The sequence below is a fragment of the Bacteroides salyersiae genome (assembly GCF_031172035.1).
GTDB classification, from domain to species: domain Bacteria; phylum Bacteroidota; class Bacteroidia; order Bacteroidales; family Bacteroidaceae; genus Bacteroides; species Bacteroides salyersiae.
On record NZ_CP133452.1, the window covers coordinates 2,570,673 to 2,591,088 of the forward strand.

A 20,416-nucleotide genomic window follows, 5' to 3' on the forward strand; every position below is an offset into this window, starting at 1 on the left:
AGTATGAAAACATGGGTGAAAACAATGGTACAGTTTGGAGGTTTGTTCTCTTTACTGTCCTGCAATCAACCTATTGATGTAGTAACGATTGATTTGTCAAAAGAAGAGGCCGAGATACCTTCCTCTTTATATGGTATCTTTTTTGAGGAGATTACTCATTCCGGTGATGGAGGTTTATATGCGGAAATGATAAGAAACCGTGGTTTTGAAGATGGTACTTTGCCCTCCGGTACGGTTTTGAAGGATGGAAAAGCGATAGCCAAACCTTTACATTGCTATTCCAATGATTCCATCAATCATTTTAGTATTGCATGGAGCGATTCTCTTTTTATGGAAGGCTGGGAAGTTAAGTGTATTTCCGGTACAACCGTTCCTTCTTATAAAATAACGGAGGAGAAACCATTGAACAGTGCTACTCCTCATTCCTTATTTGTAAATCTCGGTGCATCCGTATCTGATGTATTGGTTATGAATGCCGGTTACTGGGGAATAGCTGTAACCGAAGGACAAAAGTATAATTTTCAATTTCATTTGTTTACGGAAGAATTGAGGAATGCTGTAGTGAAAGCTGTCCTGCTGGATCGTGAGGAACAGGTTGTGGCTTCTGAGGAATTCCGGGTTGCACAGGATGGTTCCTGGAATCGTTATGAAGGAACTTTTACGGTTGATGTAACAGCAAATGATCTTCGTTTTGCTTTGTTATTACCTCATAAAGGCAAAGTATATATTGATTTTGTATCGATGTTTCCCGAGAACACTTTTCGTGGACATAAAAACGGATTGCGAAAAGATGTTGCCGAAATGCTTGAGTCGTTGCATCCCGATTTTGTTCGTTGGCCTGGTGGCTGTATTGTCGAAGGCTTGACCATGGATAACCGTGTTAAATGGAAGGAGACGATAGGAGATATTGTAGAACGTCCGGGAGAATACAATTTATGGGGCTATCGCAGCACCTATGGGTTCGGGTATCACGAGTTTTTACAGTTCTGTGAAGATATTGATGCCGATGGTATGTTTGTTTGTAATGCCGGCATGTCCTGTCTGTTTCGGAATGGCGACTACTGGAATGGCGAGCATCAGATAAATGATTTGATCCAGGAAGCTTTGGATGCCATTGAGTATGCGTTAGGTGATACGACCACCACTTACGGAAAAAAAAGAGCGGAAAATGGTCATGCGAAACCTTTTCCGTTGAAATATGTGGAGGTGGGAAATGAAAATATCGGCCTCCGATATGTGAAAAACTATAATCGCTTTTATAAGGCAATCAAGGAAAAGTATCCTCAGATAGAGATTATATGTGCGCTCATGTTCAGTCCTTATATTCAGGATGCAGAGCAAATCGATATTTTAGATCCCCACTACTATGAAACGGCCGGTTGGTTCTATAATAACGCTGATGTTTATGATAAGTTGCCCGATGATACTCCTTATAAAATCTATGTAGGAGAATATGCGGCTATCGGCCGGCCTTCTCTTTATTCATCTTTGGGAGAAGCTGCCTATCTGACAGGAGTTGAGAGGAATGCGGATAAGGTTCGAATGGTGTCTTATGCCCCGTTGATTCAGCATGCAGCTCACGGAAGAGATCATCTGCTGGTGTTGAAAAATGATTCTGTTTACGGTCGTACTAATTATTATGTATTGAAAATGTTTTCCGATAACCGGCCGGATGTGAATCTGCATACGGATTTGAAAGTTGGTTCTCCCGCCCCTGCATTCCGGACGAAAGGATTTATCGGTTTGGGAACCAATAATACAGAGGTTGAATTTAAAGACCTGAAAATTATGGCAAACGGTGAAGAAAGACATGTTTCCGGATGGGATGATTTTGTGAATAAATGGGAGGTTGTCCGTGGGAATTGGAATGTGAAAGAAGATGTCCTGTTTCAAAGTCAGAAGGGGATAGATGCTTTTGCTGTTCTTAAAGACTGTGAGTTTGAAGATTGTACCATCGAGTTGAAAGCTAAAAAGATATCCGGTACGGAAGGTTTTAGAATTATCTTTGGCGGTGCTGATCTGAACAACTATTTTATGGCGGATATGGGAAGTCATACCAATGAGTCGGTTATTTTCCGTGAGATAAACAATGAGGGTTCCATTTCTTTATTTGATTATCGGAATAATACGTCTATAAAGGCGAATCAGTGGTATACGGTACGGATTGAGATCAAAGGTGCCCATTGGCAATGTTTTTTGGATGACGAACTGCAATATGAATATACGTATGCTCCTCAGACGAAGCAATATGTTGTATCGGGTTATGACAGGGAACGCAAGGAGATCATTGTTAAATTGGTAAATGCAGAGTCCGGAAACTGGAAAGTCAAAGTGCAGTTGGAGAATGCGATGGATATTGCTTCGAAAGGGACTAAAATTGTATTAGGAGCGAATGAGCGATTTGAGGAAAATAGTTTCAGTACTCCTTTTAAAGTGGTTCCGAAAATTTCTGAGTTATCAGGAATTGGCAGTACATTTAATGTCGATTGTCCGGCTAATTCGTTGATGATATTGAGAATACCGTGTAAGAAGTAAATGATGAAAATAGAACACTCTAAGAATGATAAATAAATATTTGAAAATAATAATTGTATTATTGCTGGTGGCAAATGCCACTTTTGCCGGAAATAAAATTGGTATTTATGATTTGCGTTATACTCTTCAGGCTGATTTGAGCACAGCACAGGGGCTCAATTTGGCTTGGGATGATGTACATGCTGTGGCTACTTTGCAAGGAGTGGTAAATAGGGATACTCCCCGCTTGTATGTTTATTTTGTAATGGAGGGTAATAATGATATTGATGGTTATTGGTGGAATAAATACAGTCGGAAGGGAGAGTGGTTATACGGACGTGAAACGCAGACGTACCGGACGATGGAGGAATTATTTACTGCATATGCTTCTTATATAGAAGGAGTGGTTGTTTATGATGGAAATGTTCCTTCCACCAGTAATGTTGCCTCTTCTGTGGCTGGTATTGAGAATTTGGTTGCCATTCGTTACGACGATACTCCGGGAAGTCTGTATGACCGTCTTGTGGTACACGGACCGAAGCTACCGGTAAAAAGATGGCTGTTGAATCCGGACGGAACCTCTATGTTTACAGGTAAAAAAGGAATGGAAATACCGGAAACGTCACGTCTTTCTACCGGCTCTCTGAAGAATGATCCTTATGTATGGTTTATAGAGAAATATATGAAAACCGGTAAGTGCAATACGGAATTTGCCGCTTATTACATCGACCAGTATTGGAAGCAGAAACCTTTTGCGGCTGTAAAAAATCACCATACCTTGAGTAATCATGATTTTTTTGTAAGTAAGAGGGCCTTTTTCTTTGACTTATCTCCCTGGGGAGATGAACCGGCTACAGACGATCCTTCTCAGCCGGTAGGTACGGACTTGCAAACCTTGAAAGAAATGTTGTTATTGGCTTATCAACAGAATAAGCATGAGAAGATGTGTTATATCGGAGGTTTCCCTTCTTGGGCTTATAAATATACGATGCATGCTTCGGGTATTCATGATGATGTGCCGACAGAGTGGGAGTTTAGCCGTATTATCAGTGCATACAATGCTTTTAAGGATGCGGACGCCATTAGCTATGGTGCATTGGCGAATGCCTCTTTCTGGCAGCACTTTCCTACAAAAAAGAAATATACACAGGATTGGATTTCCCATAAGGAGCTGCAAAAAAGAGGATTATTGACGGCTGATGGAAAAGTGAATGTGGCCGGGCGGAATTTTATTATCTTTTATGTTGGCGACTATGATGCTTCTGCATGGATTTCACAACGTACCCCCTCAATTTGGGATGATCCTAATCGTGGAAAGTTACCGTTGATGTGGTGTATCAGTCCTGTATTGGCCGAACGTGTACCACATATTATGCATAATTTCCGTACGACGGCAACTGAGAATGATTATTTTGCTTCTGCCGATAACGGTGCGGGATATATAATGCCGGGTATGTTGCAAGAACCTCGTGATTTGTCCGGGCTTCCGTCCGGACTGAAGGTATGGGGCAAGCATTGTAAGAAGTACTATGACAAGTGGGGATTATCCGTTACTGGTTTTGTCATCGACGGACAGGCTCCGGGATTGAATGAAGAAGGCTTGGACTGTTATGCTTCTTTCAGTCCGAATGGCATTGTACCTCAGAAAACTGTGACTGCCTCCCTGCATGGCAATATGCCGGTCATTCGTGCCGATCTGGATATTAATGACGATGATCCGAAAGTTGCTGCCGGAAGAATTGTGAAGCGTGTGAAAGAACGTTCGGCGTTGCCTTTCCATTGGTTTCGTAACATTTTAAAGCAGCCAACCTGGTATTGTGAGGTGATGGATGAGGTGAAAACGCAGGATGAAAATATTGTATTGCTGGACGCTCCAGCGTTTTTTGAGCTGTTGCGTATTTATCTGAAAGAGCATGATTCGATGATAGAATGAAGTTCTGTGATGGTATTTTTTGACCATCATGTGGAAAAATTGAGTAATTGGATATAGATTGTTATTTGATTTTATTGCACAATTTGTTCAATCGGGAGATTGAATAGATTGTGCAATAAAAAAGAAAAGGCATGCATTAGCTTTGCCTTTCGAAAAACAATCCATATCGATCATGAAAAACAAATTAAAATCTTTTCTTCTGACTGCCTTTTGCAGTCTTGGGCTTGCTTCAGTTTTTGCGCAGGCTCCTACTGTTCATACCATCGGTGACTCTACGATGGAAGAGAAATCGACCGATCCTTCCGTAAATACCAACGGCCAACGCGGATGGCCTCAGATGCTTCCGCAATTTATGGTCAACGGTGCTACATTGAACAATCGTGCCAAGAGCGGTACGAGTTCGAAAACATTTTATGAGGAGAGCCGTTTCTGGACAACAGTGAAACCGCAAATAAAAGAGGGGGATTATGTCATTATACAATTCGGACATAATGATGAGAAACACGCGGGAGCGGATGGAGAAGTCGGAACTTATCCGTGGACTACTTACAAAGAATACCTTCGGAAATATGTCAATGAGGTTCGGGAATTGAATGCTACTCCTATTTTGTTCACTCCGATTGTACGCGGTTATTTCAGCGCTAATAAGATAACGGATAAAGGGGCGCATAATCTGGGAGCGGATGTGATCATGTCCTCCGGTAGAGACCTGGACTATGTAGCTGCTATGAAAGAAGTGGCTGTGGAGCTGAATTGCTTATTGGTGGACCATACGGCTTTGACGCGTGCTATTTGTGACGAATACGGTGAAGAGAAAGCAAAAGAACTTATTTATAATGTAGGCGATGGTACTCATATCGGAGAATATGGGGCTACACTTTATGCCCGTTTGGCTGTACAGGGATTGGCGGCACAAGGATTATTGACGGAGTATTTTAATGCAAATCCGGATGTATTGATTAATCCGGTTTCGCATAACTTCGGAAAAAGTTATCTCAATGCCGGTTCTGTATATGCTTTTTCGGTCAGTGGTATCGATTTGACTCCGGAGAACGGGAAAATAACCGTGACCGCTTCGGAAGGATTTGAAGTTTCCCGAAGCGCGACTGAAGCATTTGCCTCTACTTTGGAAATAAGTTATGAGAATGGAAATGTACCGATGACTTCTATTTATGTAAAGTTCCTGCCGACGGAGAAAGGTGTAAAGAATGGAACGCTGACTGTGAGCAATGGCACGAATACTAAAACGGCAACGTTGACAGGTGAGGGTGTGTCTTTTGAAGGAGGAGTAGCTGCTCAGGCCTATTGGCAGTTAAGTCAGGATACCAAAGCAGTGGTAACCGGCCCCATCTTGGCAGCAGAAGAAGTTTTCAGCCAGATGTATGCCGACCGTTATGCCAAACCGGGAAATCCGACGACTTGGATAGATGGATGGATCGATCCGGAAACGAAAACTCAGCGCAACATCATCGAAGGAGATGAATGGCCGGAAAATGAGATAGATGTAAACTACAACCGCTATATTGAATTTTCGGTAACGGCTAATGCCGGAACCACTTTCAATATCGATTCTATCGGACTGTATGCCGGTGGTTCCGGTGGCAATGGCATGTGTTTCCGGGTGATGTGTTCCAAAGATCCGGGATTCGGGGAATATACGTTGATCAGTAACCGCCCTACTAATGTATCCAATACGATGTACCCCATTTCTTTGAAAGAGATTATCGAACTGAACGGAGAAGAGACTCTCTATCTGCGTGTATACCCCTGGTATAGCAGTAAGTCGAACCGGAAGTCGATCTGTCTTTATGGAGTGACGGTGAAAGGGGTAGTGACGGAAGGGGGAGTTACTTCGATAGAGACGCCCCGGAATGTAGGAAAGGCTTATTGTGCTCCGGCAATCACTACTGATAAGACTACTTTGCATTACGGGCTTTCCGAGTTGTCTCCGGTGAATATCACTCTCTATGATATGGAAGGACGTACAATGCATCATTATAATGATAACTTGGAAGCGGGGGATTATGCACATGAAATCAGTCTGGGCGGCTTCTTGAATGGTATTTATCTCTGTAAACTGATGACAGGAAACCGGATACAGACACTGCGTATCATTAAAAAATGAAATGAGTTTTATATCTAAAATAAGAATATATATGATGAACAAAGAATCTTTATTAAAGGGCTGTTTGCTCGGAATACTGGGATTTGCCGCACAATGGGTTACGGCACAGACTTTCGACAATGAGACGGTAACGGCCATTTGGGGAATGTCCGGCGGTGCCAATGAACCGTCACAAGCCGTTGTCAGCAATGAGCATGCTTTTAGTACGACTGCTTTTGTCTTGGGGAAGGAAATGACTTTTACCAAACAACAGGAATACAAAGGAGCCGATGAGAATTTGAGTATGAATAACTATAAGCCCAGTGCCCAGATGAATGCAGCGACCGACGGTCACGATCTGGTCTATTCTATAAAACCCGCCAAAGGTCTGATGTATCAACCGGGAAGTATTTCTTTTAAGATGGGAGTGTTCGGTACAGGTGGCGGTATGATCGATATTTATCTGAAATACGCCGATGGAATGAAAAAGACAGTGGCAAGTAATGTCAAGCCGAATCGTTCCGGGGCTTCTGTAAATGCAACCGAATGTACTTATGAATTGACCGGTATGCCGGCAACAGATGAAGAAGTATCATTGATAATCAGTGTTTATAACCTGGCTAATAATAAGGAAATCGGTTTCAATAATGTGGTGATGACGGGTACAGTCAACGGGACGGCTGTAGAAGTGCCGCAATACAGTATTACGACAGCTTTGCAACCGGAAAATGCAGGTACTGTCAATCAATTGCCTGCGGGCGACCTGATGGATGAGGGTACGAATGTGACGGTTACTGCTTCACCGAAGTTTGGTTTCCACTTCATCAATTGGGTGGATAATGCCGGAAAAGAAGTGTCTGCCGAGAACCCTTATTCGTTCTCACTGAAAGCGAATACTTCATTGAAAGCTGTTTTTCAAGAGGTGAATACATATACATTCACAACTCGTTGTATAAATGACCTGGAAATGCAGATCGGTTCTATTTCCTTGAATCCGGAATCCACCGAAGGCAAGTACGAGGAAGGTACGGTAGTGACTGTTGTTGCCAATGAACTCCCTATTGCACGATTCTTGAACTGGGAGGATGAATTTGAAAATTCCAATGTGACGAAGCCCGAGCGTACTGTAACTGTAAAGCAGAATACGGAGATTGTTGCAAACTATGAAATACAGGATTTTATTGCCGCTTATAATTCGGATAAGGCAGAGATCTGGGCGAACAAGGGAACATATCCGTTTGCTGCCGATTATGTGTGGGACTCGGAACGTAATGCGACTGCTTCTGTAGTGAAAATCAGTGATGGAAACTCTCTGGATGGTAATTCCAGTGGCACTCCGGTGGTACGTATGCGCAAAGGAGCGGTTATCAGTTCGGTGAATGGTTTGTACATGAACGGATATCGGAGTACGGATGTAGCTATGCAGGTTCAGTTCTCTACCAAGAAATTCACGACCGTACGTTTTACTGCTGCTTTGGTGGCAAAGAATGCGGCGAATGTAAATTGGAGGGTACTTTACTCAACAGATGGTACTGTTTATAATCCCGTTATCAATAATGGCGAGGAATTGGTTTATAAATTGAGTAACGGGTTGGCTACCAGTGTTGATTTTGAATTGCCAGCCGAAGAAGTCGCCGAAAAGGAGATGGTCTATATTCGTTTTACCGGTACCGGTGACGAGCTTCTGAATGATAACAATGGTGAATATAACTTTGATAAGGTTGATTCGGGAAGCGGTTTGAATTACACGGATCATAGCGAGACCGGATTGGGTAATATCTATGTATTCGGTACTCCGATTATCGACGAAGACCCTGATGCTCCTGTCATTAAAGCGATTATTCCGGCCGATAAGGCTACCGGAGTATCTGCCAATGGAAAAATTACCATTTCTTATGATGAACGCATTCAAGCCGGAACGGGTGAAGCTACTCTGACAGGTAATGGTAAAACGATTGTATTGGAACCGGAATATGGGAGTTCTTCTGTTTCTTTCCGTTATGCGAATCTGGCTTATGCTACTCAGTATACATTGGAACTGCCGGAGGGATATGTTACAGACCGTTCGGATAATCGTGCGCCGGCTGTAAACACAACTTTTACGGTGATGGAACGTGTAAAACCGGAAGCCCGTCTCTTTAATGCGATAGTAGACCAAAGTCTGGATGCGAGCATTGCACCTACCTCTACTACGATCGGTCAATATAAAACCATTCAGGAAGCGATTGATGCCGTACCGGTAACTAATAATAAACCTTGGCTTATCTTTATTAAAGCAGGATATTACAATGACTTGAATAATCGTACTTTCTCCACCGGGAAATATACTTGGGAGGATCAGAGTGGAAAGTTACCGGCTTCGGAGGACAGTCGTATCGTAGTGGTGGATCGTCCGTTTATACATTTAATCGGTGAGGATGTAAACAAGGTGACTATTGCGCAGGATCGCGTGGCGGGAAGTAACTCTGCCGATAAATCCCAGCCTTGGTATAACGTGGCCGAAGGTGCTACGTTAGTTATCAAATCGAATGATTTTTATGCGGAGAACCTGACAATCGATAATGAATGGTGGACAAAATATGAAGGTAATGAAGCCCGTGGGCCACAAGCTTTGTCTCTTTATGTGGAAGCGGACCGGGTAGCTTTCAATAATTGCCGCATCCGTTCTTATCAGGATACCTACCTGAGCCCTAAGACCGGAAATACCAATACGGGCAATAACCAGCCGCATTATTACGATCGCAATTATTTCCGTAATACGATGATTGAAGGTGCAGTGGACTTTATTTATGGAGGAGGCGATGTCTACTTTGACAATTGTACACTGAATATTGTCCGTGAATCGGGTGGTTACATCGTTGCTCCGTCACACTATACGGATATGAAAGACAGTCAGGGGAATGTGACACAAGCTTGTACACGTTGGGGATATGTATTCAAAAACACGACGATCACTGCTCCCGACGGTAAGGAAGATAAGACACAAGTGTATTTCGGCCGTCCCTGGCACAATGAACCGAAAACGGTATTTATCGATACGGAATGTCGTGTGAAACCGTATGAGGGCTATTGGTATCCTAAGATGGGTGCTATACCGGCTCTTTGGGCGGTATATAATATCTGGGATAAAAACGGATATAAGATGAGTGAAAAGTCGATTGAGGAATATTGGTATGAGGAAAACGGACAGACGATTTACGGCAAGGCAAAGAACTTCCTGACGGATGAGGAAGCCGCTTCCTATACGTTGGAAAATGTTTTTGGAGGTGATGGTACCGATGCTGTTACCGGTATGTGGAATCCGCTACCGATGGTGGAACAGACTTCTAAACCGGTAATCAATGGTAAAGAAGGGGATACGGCATTTGGTTGGACTGCTGATGAGTATGCTATCTGTTATGTGGTGACTATTAATGGGAAAGTTGCCGGATTTACCGTTGATACTCGTTATGAAGCTAATTTGAATGACGTGGTTACGGTACAGTCGGTAAATGAGTACGGTGCATTGAGTGAAGCTTCCGATGAATTTACGGTAGGCAATACCGGTACGGGGCTTGAGAATACAGCAATGGAAAGCCCGGTTATCGTAATAGGAAGTAAAGGAACGATTTCTGTACGTGGTATTGAGATACCGACCCGTATTTATGTGTACGGCATAGACGGCACGCTGATACAAAATCTGGAAGTTCACCGTAATGTATCGCTTTCCGTTCCGGCCGGCCGGTATATTGTGAAGGCAAACGATTCGGTTACGAAAGTATCGGTAAATTGATAACGAACTACCGGTAAATTGATAACGAACAATCAATAAATAGCTGAAAGGGAGGACATCATTGCAAAATGTTCTCTCTTTTTTTATGCTGTAAGCTCTCTTGTCCGGCGATAATTTTTCGGGATTGCCGGAAATACGTTACCTTTGTCTATCTAAAGGTTTGTTATGCTTAAATTGTTTCTCATCATTCTCTATCTTGTTTGTCCGTTTGTGCTTTCTGCCCAAAGCCTGATGCACGTGCGTTATTATTCAGCCAAAGACGGGTTGTCTCAAAACACTGTGGCGGATTTCCTGCAGGATGATAAAGGGTATATCTGGATGGCTACCTGGAATGGATTGGAGAAGTTTGACGGCTATACATTTCAGAACTATAAGTCATATCTTACGGACGATACTCGCCTTGAATACAATCGTATTCAGCAAATTATAAAAAGCCAAAAGGGAAACATCTGGTGTATTACCTACAACAACCTGCTTTATCTCTTTGATACACGTACTGAAAAGTTCCGCAATGTCTTTTTCGGTTATCCTCATTTGGCTGGTTATGAAGAGGTAGCGCGAATATATAAGCAGACAGGCGGGATCCTTTGGTTTAGTAATAAAGCCGGAGAATTGTTCCGGATCGATGAGGAACGTTTGGGTGAAGCTGATGGAATTGTGCATTTGCCCTGCCGTTCCTGTGCCGGACATGGGCAGAAGATATACACTGTCTATCAAGACAAAAGAGGATACGAGTGGATATTGACCGAACAGGGTACTTTTGTTTACAACCATCCCGAAATACAGACCGATGTGCGGTTGAGATATGTCAAGGAGGCAGATAAAAGTACTTATTTCTTGACGGAAGGAGGAGAACTCTATACATTTGTGCCGGATGCCGGGATTCTGCATATCCCGAATCCTTTTCCAATGAAGCCGGTCAGTGGATTGGTTTCTATAAAATCCGGCAGATTGTTGATTCCGGATTCGGAGAAAGTGATTGTTTATGATACGCGGAAAAAGTTTTTTGAACAGTTATACAGACAGGAAGCAGCTCTCGATCCTTTGCATGTCACAGGTGTGCACTATTCAAGAAAAAACGTAATCTGGATGTTGTCCGGACAAAGAGTGCTACGTTATACTCCTGCTGACCGGAAAGTAACCTCTTTCCAAGTGAATCTGACCGGCACGGATACTTTCCGGCATGTGCATGAGGATGAGTTCGGAGGAATTTGGTTTATGACCCGTAGCGGGAGTTTTTATTTTTATAATTCTGTTACTGACGGATTGGAACCGGCCTATCGATATACAACCGGACAGAAAGAGCCTTACCGGACAGAAGGGAGAGCTTTTCTGAGAGATTCCCACAAAAATCTGTGGGTAAGCCGTAAATACGGTTTTGATAAAATTTACTTCACCAATCGTAATTATGATTACATCCATACTTCGGCCGAACAAGAGGTACGGGGTGTTTTTATCGATTCGAAAAAACGCTTGTGGGTTGCTTCTAAGGAGAATCGGCTGGAGGTGTATGACAAACAGGGTAATTATGTGGGTAATATGGATTCCACAGGCAAACTGCTGCAAAACCGGAATATCTCTTTCGGCAGGAATGTCTATACTTTCTTTGAGGATAGCGAGCATCGTTTGTGGTTGGGAACACGAAACCACGGGATAGTAGTGGCGACGGAATATGATGGGAAATTTACACTTCACACTTTCCGTCACGATAAACAAGATCCGTATGCTTTAAGCAATGATGCCATCTATTCCATCTGTCGGGATACCCGGAACCGGATATGGATCGGTACACTTGGCGGGGGAATCAATCTGTTTTCCGGAACGTTGGATAATCCCCGTTTTATTCATTCGGAGAATCTGATGAAAGGGTACCCCGGTGATATGTGTCACAAAGTGCGTAGTTTGTGTTGTACCCGGAAAGGCGTCGTACTTGCCGGCACTACGGAAGGATTATTGAGTTTTTCGGATGATTTTCAGAAGCCGGAAGACATCGAATTCTTTCACAATGACTGTGAGGACGGATTAAGTAATAATGACGTCATGGATGTGCTTGAAAGCCGGGATGGTAAAATCTATATTGCCGCTTACAGTGGGGGAATTTGTATGGCTGATGTGGATTCATTATTGAATACACGAATCCGTTTTCATTACCTTAATATGAAAAACGGGCTTCCGTCTGATTTACCGCAATCGATGTTGGAAGACGGAGAAGGGAATATCTGGATTTGTTTTGAGAATTATATAAGTAAGTACAGGGCGGACCGCAAAGGATTCGATACGTATGACAGTGCCAATCTGCATACGGATTTGCAGATTACTGAGGCCCATCCGGCTATCGATCAGCAGGGAGCTATGTATATCGGTACGAATCAGGGTGTTCTTCGTCTCCGTTTATACGATTTGAAGAAGAGCAGTTTTGTGCCGCGCATCGTTTATGCCGGAGTGGATATTCAGAACAGCGACGGTACGGTTTCCAATTCCGTACTGGCCGCCGATTCACTGGTGTTGGGCAAAAAAGAACGGAATGTTACCATTGCCTTTTCAGCATTGGATTATACAAATTCGGAGGCACTTCAATACGCTTACCGTTTGAAGGGTATCAGCGATCAATGGGGATATATCGGAGAGAACCATTCCATCGGCTTTGCCAATTTGCCTTCCGGTGATTTTGTATTGGAGGTGAAGTCTACGAATGGCGATGGTGTATGGTGCGATAATATTACTCCTCTTTACATACATATTCAGCCCCGTTTCACGGAGACGGCATGGGCATGGGTGCTTTACGTTCTTATAGCGATCATCCTTATTCTTACGGTATCCGGTATCATTGTCTATATCACGAACTTGAAACGGAAAGTAACTTTAGAACAGCAGTTGACCGATCTGAAACTACGCTTTTTTACTGATATTTCGCATGAGCTCCGTACACCGTTGACTTTGATATCCGGTTCGATTGAAGAAATCGTAGAACGAGGACAACTGCAAAAGAGCGGGACAGAGAATATGCAGGTAGCCCGGCGCAATGTAAACCGTATGTTGAGGCTTGTCAATCAGATTTTGGACTTCCGGAAGATACAGGGGCGAAAGATGAAGTTGAGTATTGAACAGGGAGATGTGGTTGCCTTGTGTCGGCAGGTTGGTGAGAACTTTACACAATTGGCTCACGAACGTTCCATTCATTTCCGTTTGATTCCCGAAACGCCGGAAATACGTTGTTATACGGATATGGATAAATTGGAAAAGATACTCTTCAATTTACTGTCCAATGCGTTTAAATATACGGCGGATGGTAAGTCCATTACCATGGCGGTACGTATGGAGTCCGGTTGCTTGTTTGTTTCCGTACGTGATGAGGGCAAGGGGATGGATCTCCGGAAAATCGATAACTTGTTCGGCCGCTTCGAGACTTTCGGAAAAACAGATCCGAACCGTTCTACCGGTATCGGGCTTTCTCTGGTGAAAGAATTCGTGGATTTGCTGCACGGCACGATACAGCCTGAAAGTATTCCCGGACAGGGAACCGTTTTCACCGTTACCTTACCCTGCACTTACGAGGCATATGCTGCCGATTCGATGGCTGAATTTGTTTTGAATGATGAAGTAAAGTTCGAATACCCTGTGGAAGTACAGTTATCCCGTCAGGAGGAGAAGGAGAGGAGTATTCTGATCATAGAAGACAATGACGAGCTCCGTCGTTTTCTGGCTATGATATTGAGAGACTGTTATCATGTATTGGAAGCCGGTGACGGCAGGCAAGGTCTGGAAATAATAGGTCGGGAATTGCCGGATTTGATTGTCAGTGATGTGATGATGCCCGAAATGGATGGCATTGAATTGCTGGCAGCAGTAAAAGTCAATCGCGATACCAGTCATATTCCCGTGATCCTGCTTTCGGCCAAAGCGTCTGTTGACGATCGTGTCAGAGGGTTGGAGTATGGTGCGGATGACTATATAGCCAAGCCGTTTAATTCTGCTTACTTGAAAGCGCGGATTGAGTCGTTGATAAGGCAACGCAGCTCTTTGGCAGCGTATTATCTCGGGAGTTCATTGAAAGACTCGGATAAAACGGAAAAGAAGCAGCCGGATGTGAAATTGGAGCAGGTGCTGGAATCGGTTCCATCCTTTAATAACACTTTTATTCAGGAGGTGATCCGGTTAGTCGATGAGAATCTGCAGAATCCGGATTTCAAGATTGATGACTTGGCTGAAACAATGAATATGAGCCGTGCCGTATTCTATCGTAAGATAAAGACGTTTACAGGAGCTTCTCCGATCGATTTGGTGAAAGAGATGCGTTTGAAACGGGCTTTGGAGTTATTGGATGCCGACACATACAGTTTGTCGGAAGTTGCCTATCAAAGCGGATTTTCCTCACCGCAGTACTTCAGTCGCGTATTTAAAGAACAGATGCAGTGCACACCGAATGAATATAAGAGACGAAAAGCAATGAAAAACTGATTATATTACTGAGGTATTAGTATGAATTATCTCTTTCCTTTTTTTGTTTTCTGGATTGGGTTTTATTTATAGTCTTTGTTAGTGATATTACATAGGATTGCCGGTTGCATGATGTGTGAGTTCTTCTTTTTCTGATACCGCTTGCTCTATTATTTCTTCTTCATTAGTGTTACTTTTTTCTTCTTCTTCCTCTTCTTCTTCCTCTGCAAATGGTTCTGGCTTTTGTGGTCCGTATCCGATAAATGCAAAAGCACAGAGTGATCCCATGATTGCTCCACTAAGATGCCCTTCCCATGAAGTATTGGCAGGTGTAAAGTAAGGGAACATTTGCCATACGAGTCCGCCATATAAGAAAGTAACCAATAATGAAATGGCAATCAGAGGGGCGTATTTTCGCAATAATCCACTGAAAAACAAGAAAAAAGCCAATCCGTAAATCACACCGCTTGCTCCGATGTGCCATCCGGGTTTTCCGATGATAAAAGTAATGGCACCGCAACCTATCCAGATAATGAAGAATATATAAGGAGCAATCCCCCGGTAAAAATAAAATAAACACCACGTAAGAAAAAAGAGAGGTAGCGTATTGGCAAATAAATGAGCAAAGTTGCTGTGTATCAGCGGATGTGCGAAAATGCCAAACATCCCTTTTTGTTCCATAGGGTATACTCCTAAGCGTGTGAAGTCCCAATCCATACCTACCTCTAATATCTTTATTATATAAAGGATAAAAATAAGGAACAACGGAAGCATCATTGCTAAGAGAATTTTTCGTAAATCCTGCTTCATTTCTCTTTTTTTTGGTTAAATATACACAATGTTGCGAATATTTTAAGGAAAAAGGAAAATAAAAACCGATTTTATTTTTGTTTTTACCTTTAATTCGTATTTTTGGGAATCATACTTAGAATTATGATAACAGAAATATAATTAACCTTTAAATAATGCACAACTATGAGTTATTTACATTTTGACAAGACTCTGATGGTCAATCTGGAGGAATCTCTTCCCAGAGAAATTCTTAGGACGAACCGTGCGGGAGCTTATCATTGTACAACGATTGTAGATTGTAACACACGCAAATATCACGGTTTGTTGGTGATTCCTGTTCCCAACCTGGATGATGAGAATCATGTGCTGCTATCTTCTCTTGATGAAACGGTAATTCAGCACGGTGCGGAGTTTAACCTGGGATTACATAAATATCAGGGAAATAATTATAGTCCGAATGGGCATAAATATATCCGTGAATTCGATTGTGAACATATTCCGGCAACGACTTACCGTGTGGGAGGAGTTATTCTCCGTAAAGAAAAAATTTTTGTACATCACGAAAACCGGATTCTGATTCGTTATACTTTGATCGACGCCCATTCGGCAACAACCTTGCGTTTCCGGCCATTTTTGGCTTTCCGAAGCGTGCGGGAGTATACCCATGAAAATGCACAGGCAAGCCGTGACTATCAATTGGTGGAAAACGGTATAAAAACCTGTATGTATCCCGGCTATCCGGAATTGTTCATGCAATTGAACAAGAAAAATGAATTCCATTTTGACCCCAACTGGTATCGGGGTATCGAGTATCCTAAAGAACAGGAAAGAGGATACGATTTCAACGAAGACCTTTATGTACCCGGCTATTTCGAAGTGGATATCAAGAAAGGTGAAAGTATCGTCTTTTCTGCCGGTATTTCCGAAATATCTCCCCGACGTTTGAAACAGGTATTTGAAACAGAAGCAGAAGACCGGACGCCACGCGACAGCTTCTATCATTGCTTGAAAAATTCAGCGCACCAATTTCATAACAAACAAGAAGAAGAGCATTATATTCTTGCCGGATATCCGTGGTTTAAGTGTCGTGCACGCGATATGTTCGTATCGTTGCCCGGATTGACGTTGGCTGTCGATGAAGTGGATGAGTTTGAGGATGTCATGAAGACTGCAGAGAAAGCCATTCGCAATTATATCAATGACGAACCTATAGGGTGTAAAATTTATGAAATGGAAGATCCGGACGTTCTGTTGTGGGCTGTATGGGCATTGCAACAGTATGCCAAGGAAACTTCACGCGATCAATGCCGGGCGAAATACGGATCCTTGTTGGAGGAAATTATCGAATTTATCCGTCAGCGAAAACATAACAATCTCTTCTTACACGAAAATGGCCTGCTTTATGCCAACGGTACGGATAAGGCCATTACTTGGATGAATTCAACGGTTAATGGCCGTCCGGTGGTGCCCCGTACCGGATATATCGTAGAAATAAATGCTTTGTGGTATAATGCGCTTCGTTTTGTGGCCGATTTGGTTCGGGAAGGCGGTAATACGGTATTGGCCGATTTGCTGGACGGACAGGCGGAAGTAACAGGCAAGTCTTTTGTAGAAGTATTCCGCAATGAATACGGCTATCTACTCGACTACGTAGACGGAAATATGATGGATTGGAGTGTACGGCCTAATATGATATTTACGGTAGCCTTTGATTATTCTCCTCTCGATCGGGCACAGAAGAAACAGGTGTTGGATATTGTGACGAGAGAACTGCTTACCCCGAAAGGCCTTCGTACATTAAGTCCGAAGAGCGGTGGCTATAATCCTAATTATGTAGGACCTCAGATTCAACGTGATTATGCTTATCATCAGGGAACTGCCTGGCCGTGGCTGATGGGCTTTTATATGGAAGCTTATCTGCGGATTTATAAGATGAGCGGTATTTCGTTTGTAGAACGTCAGTTGATTGGTTTTGAAGATGAGATGACAAGTCATTGCATCAGTTCATTACCCGAATTGTTTGACGGTAACCCTCCTTTCAAAGGACGTGGGGCTGTGTCGTTTGCAATGAACGTGGCTGAGATTCTGCGTATTTTGAAATTATTGTCAAAGTATAATTTATAAGAGGAGGGACGAAAATGAAAGTATTAATGTTTGGATGGGAATTCCCCCCGCATATTTTAGGTGGTTTAGGAACTGCCAGTTACGGTTTAACGAAAGGAATGTCTCTCCAGCAGGATATGGAAATCACCTTTTGTATTCCCAAACCTTGGGGTGATGAAGATCAGAGTTTTTTGAAGATTATCGGTATGAACAGTACACCGGTAGTCTGGAGAGATGTGAATTGGGAGTACGTGAAAGACCGTGTGGGCTCTTATATGGATCCGCAACTTTATTATGATTTACGTGATCATATTTATGCCGATTTCAATTATCTGCATACAAATGACTTGGGATGCATCGAATTCTCGGGGCGTTATCCGGACAATTTGCATGAAGAGATCAATAACTATTCCATTGTGGCCGGCGTGGTAGCCCGTCAGCAGGAGTTTGATATCATACACTCACACGATTGGTTGACATATCCGGCCGGTCTGCATGCCAAACAGGTATCGGGTAAGCCGTTGGTGATCCACGTGCATGCCACCGATTTTGACCGTAGCCGTGGTAATGTAAATCCTACTGTATACGCAATAGAGAAAAACGGTATGGATCATGCCGATCACATCATGTGCGTAAGTGAGTTGACCCGGCAGACTGTTATTCATAAATATTATCAGGATCCGAAGAAAGTGTCTACCGTGCACAATGCGGTTTCACCGTTGTCGCAGGATATTCTGGATATTGTTCCGAATAAGAATCCGAAAGAAAAAGTGGTTACTTTCCTGGGACGTATCACTATGCAGAAAGGACCGGAGTATTTCGTAGAGGCGGCTGCTATGGTGTTGCAGCGTACCAAGAATGTACGTTTTGTAATGGCCGGTAGTGGCGATATGATGAATCAGATGATTCGTTTGGTTGCTGAACGCGGAATTGCCGATCGTTTCCATTTCCCCGGATTTATGAAAGGCCGGCAAGTATATGAAGTGTTGAAAGCCAGCGATGTTTACATTATGCCTTCTGTGTCCGAGCCATTTGGTATTTCTCCGTTGGAAGCGATGCAGTGTAGTGTACCGACGATCATTTCCAAGCAGTCCGGTTGTGCAGAGATTTTGGAGAAATGCATTAAGACGGATTATTGGGACATTCATGCGATGGCAGATGCAATTTATTCCATTTGTACTTATCCTGCGATGTATGAATATCTGTGTGATGAAGGGAAGAAAGAAGTGGACCAGATTAAATGGGAAAACGTCGGATACAAAGTGCGTGGTATCTATGACGAAGTAATAAAGAATTATAAATAATAAAATAATATAGATATGAGAACAATCTGTCTTTATTTTGAAATACATCAAATTATTCATCTGAAACGTTATCGTTTTTTCGATATAGGTGCCGATCATTACTATTATGATGACTATGCCAATGAGATAAGTATAAATGAGGTTGCCGAACGCTCTTATATTCCGGCACTTAGCACATTGATCGAAATGGCTAAGAATTCTAATGGGGCATTCAAAGTAGCGCTGTCTATTTCGGGCGTTGCATTAGAGCAGCTCGAGATTCATGCGCCGGCCGTAGTTGACTTGCTGCACCAGCTTAATGATACCGGCTGTTGTGAATTCTTAGCTGAGCCTTATTCACACGGCTTATCGTCATTAGCTAATGAAGATTGCTTCCGGGAAGAGGTGATGCGTATGAGCGATAAAATCAAACAGATGTTTGGTAAGGCACCGAAGGTATTCCGTAATTCAAGTCTGATTTATTCCGATGAAATTGGTGCTCAAGTAGCTGCTATGGGTTTCAAAGGTATGCTCACGGAAGGTGCTAAATATATTTTGGGTTGGAAGAGTCCTCATTATGTATATCATTGCAATCAGGCTCCGAGCTTGAAATTGTTGTTGAGAGATTATAAACTATCGGATGATATCGGTTTGCGTTTCTCTAATTCCGAGTGGAGTGAATATCCGTTGTTTGCCGATAAGTACATTAACTGGATCGATGCTTTACCTCAGGAAGAGCAGGTTATCAATATATTTATGGAATTGAGTGCTTTGGGTATGGTGCAGCCGCTTTCTTCCAATATATTGGAATTCTTGAAAGCACTTCCGTATTGTGCAAAAGAAAAAGGAATCACTTTCTCTACGCCTACAGAGATTGTAACTAAATTAAAATCGGTTTCCCAACTGGATGTACCGTATCCTATCTCTTGGGTGGACGAAGAGAGAGATACAAGTTGCTGGTTGGGTAATGTCATGCAACGCGAGGCATTCAACAAACTGTATAGTGTGGCCGAGCGTGTGCATATGTCTGATGACCGCCGTATAAAGCAGGACTGGGATTATCTTCAGGCAAGTAATAATTTCCGGTTTATGACTACAAAGAATACGGGGATTTATCTCAATCGTGGTATTTATGATTCTCCATATGATGCTTTCACCAATTATATGAATATTTTGGGTGATTTTATCAAGAGGGTAAATTCGCTGTACCCGGAAGATATCGATGATGAAGAATTGAATTCATTGCTGACTACTATCCATAATCAAGGTGAAGAGATCGCAGAGCTTCATAAAGAGTTGGATAAATTACGCGCGAAAGAGGAAAAGGCAAAGGCTGTAAAAGCTGCTGCCAAGCCCAAAGCTGCTGTAGAAAAAGCTGTAAAAGAGGAAAAGACAGCTCCTAAAAAGACTGCTGCAAAGACTGCAACAAAGAAAGCTGCTCCAAAAAGTAAGAAGAAAGCAGAATAGAAACTGAAGAA

General features: G+C 42.8%; 9 protein-coding genes. 8 read left to right on the forward strand and 1 reads right to left on the reverse strand.

The features are described 5' to 3' along the window. Positions 1 to 3: 3 nt before the first annotated feature. From RB604_RS09235 to RB604_RS09255, 5 genes are all read left to right on the forward strand, one after another. A complete protein-coding gene (locus RB604_RS09235; protein WP_055295101.1) occupies positions 4 to 2,535 on the forward strand; it encodes an alpha-L-arabinofuranosidase family protein in 2,532 nt (843 codons plus the stop codon). Positions 2,536 to 2,560: 25 nt separating this feature from the next. Then, positions 2,561 to 4,447: a GxGYxYP domain-containing protein gene (locus RB604_RS09240; protein ID WP_007478541.1), complete on the forward strand. Its 1,887-nt coding sequence runs from the start codon at positions 2,561 to 2,563 to the stop codon at positions 4,445 to 4,447. A 172-nt stretch (positions 4,448 to 4,619) separates the two neighbouring features. Continuing rightward, positions 4,620 to 6,572: a GDSL-type esterase/lipase family protein gene (locus RB604_RS09245; protein ID WP_007478540.1), complete on the forward strand. Its 1,953-nt coding sequence runs from the start codon at positions 4,620 to 4,622 to the stop codon at positions 6,570 to 6,572. 31 nt (positions 6,573 to 6,603) lie between these two features. Continuing rightward, positions 6,604 to 10,323, forward strand: a complete 3,720-nt coding sequence (locus RB604_RS09250) for a pectinesterase family protein (RefSeq protein ID WP_007478539.1) — start codon at positions 6,604 to 6,606, stop codon at positions 10,321 to 10,323. A 165-nt stretch (positions 10,324 to 10,488) separates the two neighbouring features. Next, the gene (locus RB604_RS09255; protein ID WP_055295102.1) at positions 10,489 to 14,781 is read left to right on the forward strand and encodes a hybrid sensor histidine kinase/response regulator transcription factor; all 4,293 of its coding nucleotides are present in this window, start codon (positions 10,489 to 10,491) and stop codon (positions 14,779 to 14,781) included. An 87-nt stretch (positions 14,782 to 14,868) separates the two neighbouring features. On the opposite strand, the gene RB604_RS09260 is transcribed toward RB604_RS09255, so the two are convergent. After that, on the reverse strand, positions 14,869 to 15,570 hold the full coding sequence (locus tag RB604_RS09260; protein WP_007478537.1) for a rhomboid family intramembrane serine protease: 702 nt from the start codon (positions 15,568 to 15,570) through the stop codon (positions 14,869 to 14,871). Positions 15,571 to 15,735: 165 nt separating this feature from the next. On the opposite strand from RB604_RS09260, the gene RB604_RS09265 reads away from it, so the two are divergent. Genes RB604_RS09265 through RB604_RS09275 form a run of 3 tightly spaced genes read left to right on the forward strand, consistent with a single transcriptional unit; the run spans position 15,736 to position 20,405 of the window. Further along, a complete protein-coding gene (locus tag RB604_RS09265; protein WP_005925166.1) occupies positions 15,736 to 17,676 on the forward strand; it encodes a glycogen debranching enzyme N-terminal domain-containing protein in 1,941 nt (646 codons plus the stop codon). A gap of 14 nt (positions 17,677 to 17,690) precedes the next feature. Further along, positions 17,691 to 18,959 carry a glycosyltransferase gene (locus RB604_RS09270; RefSeq protein WP_005925163.1) on the forward strand — a complete coding sequence of 423 codons (1,269 nt, stop codon included), beginning with the start codon at positions 17,691 to 17,693 and terminating at the stop codon, positions 18,957 to 18,959. A gap of 15 nt (positions 18,960 to 18,974) precedes the next feature. Next, positions 18,975 to 20,405: a glycoside hydrolase family 57 protein gene (locus tag RB604_RS09275; protein WP_005925161.1), complete on the forward strand. Its 1,431-nt coding sequence runs from the start codon at positions 18,975 to 18,977 to the stop codon at positions 20,403 to 20,405. Positions 20,406 to 20,416 lie beyond the last annotated feature (11 nt).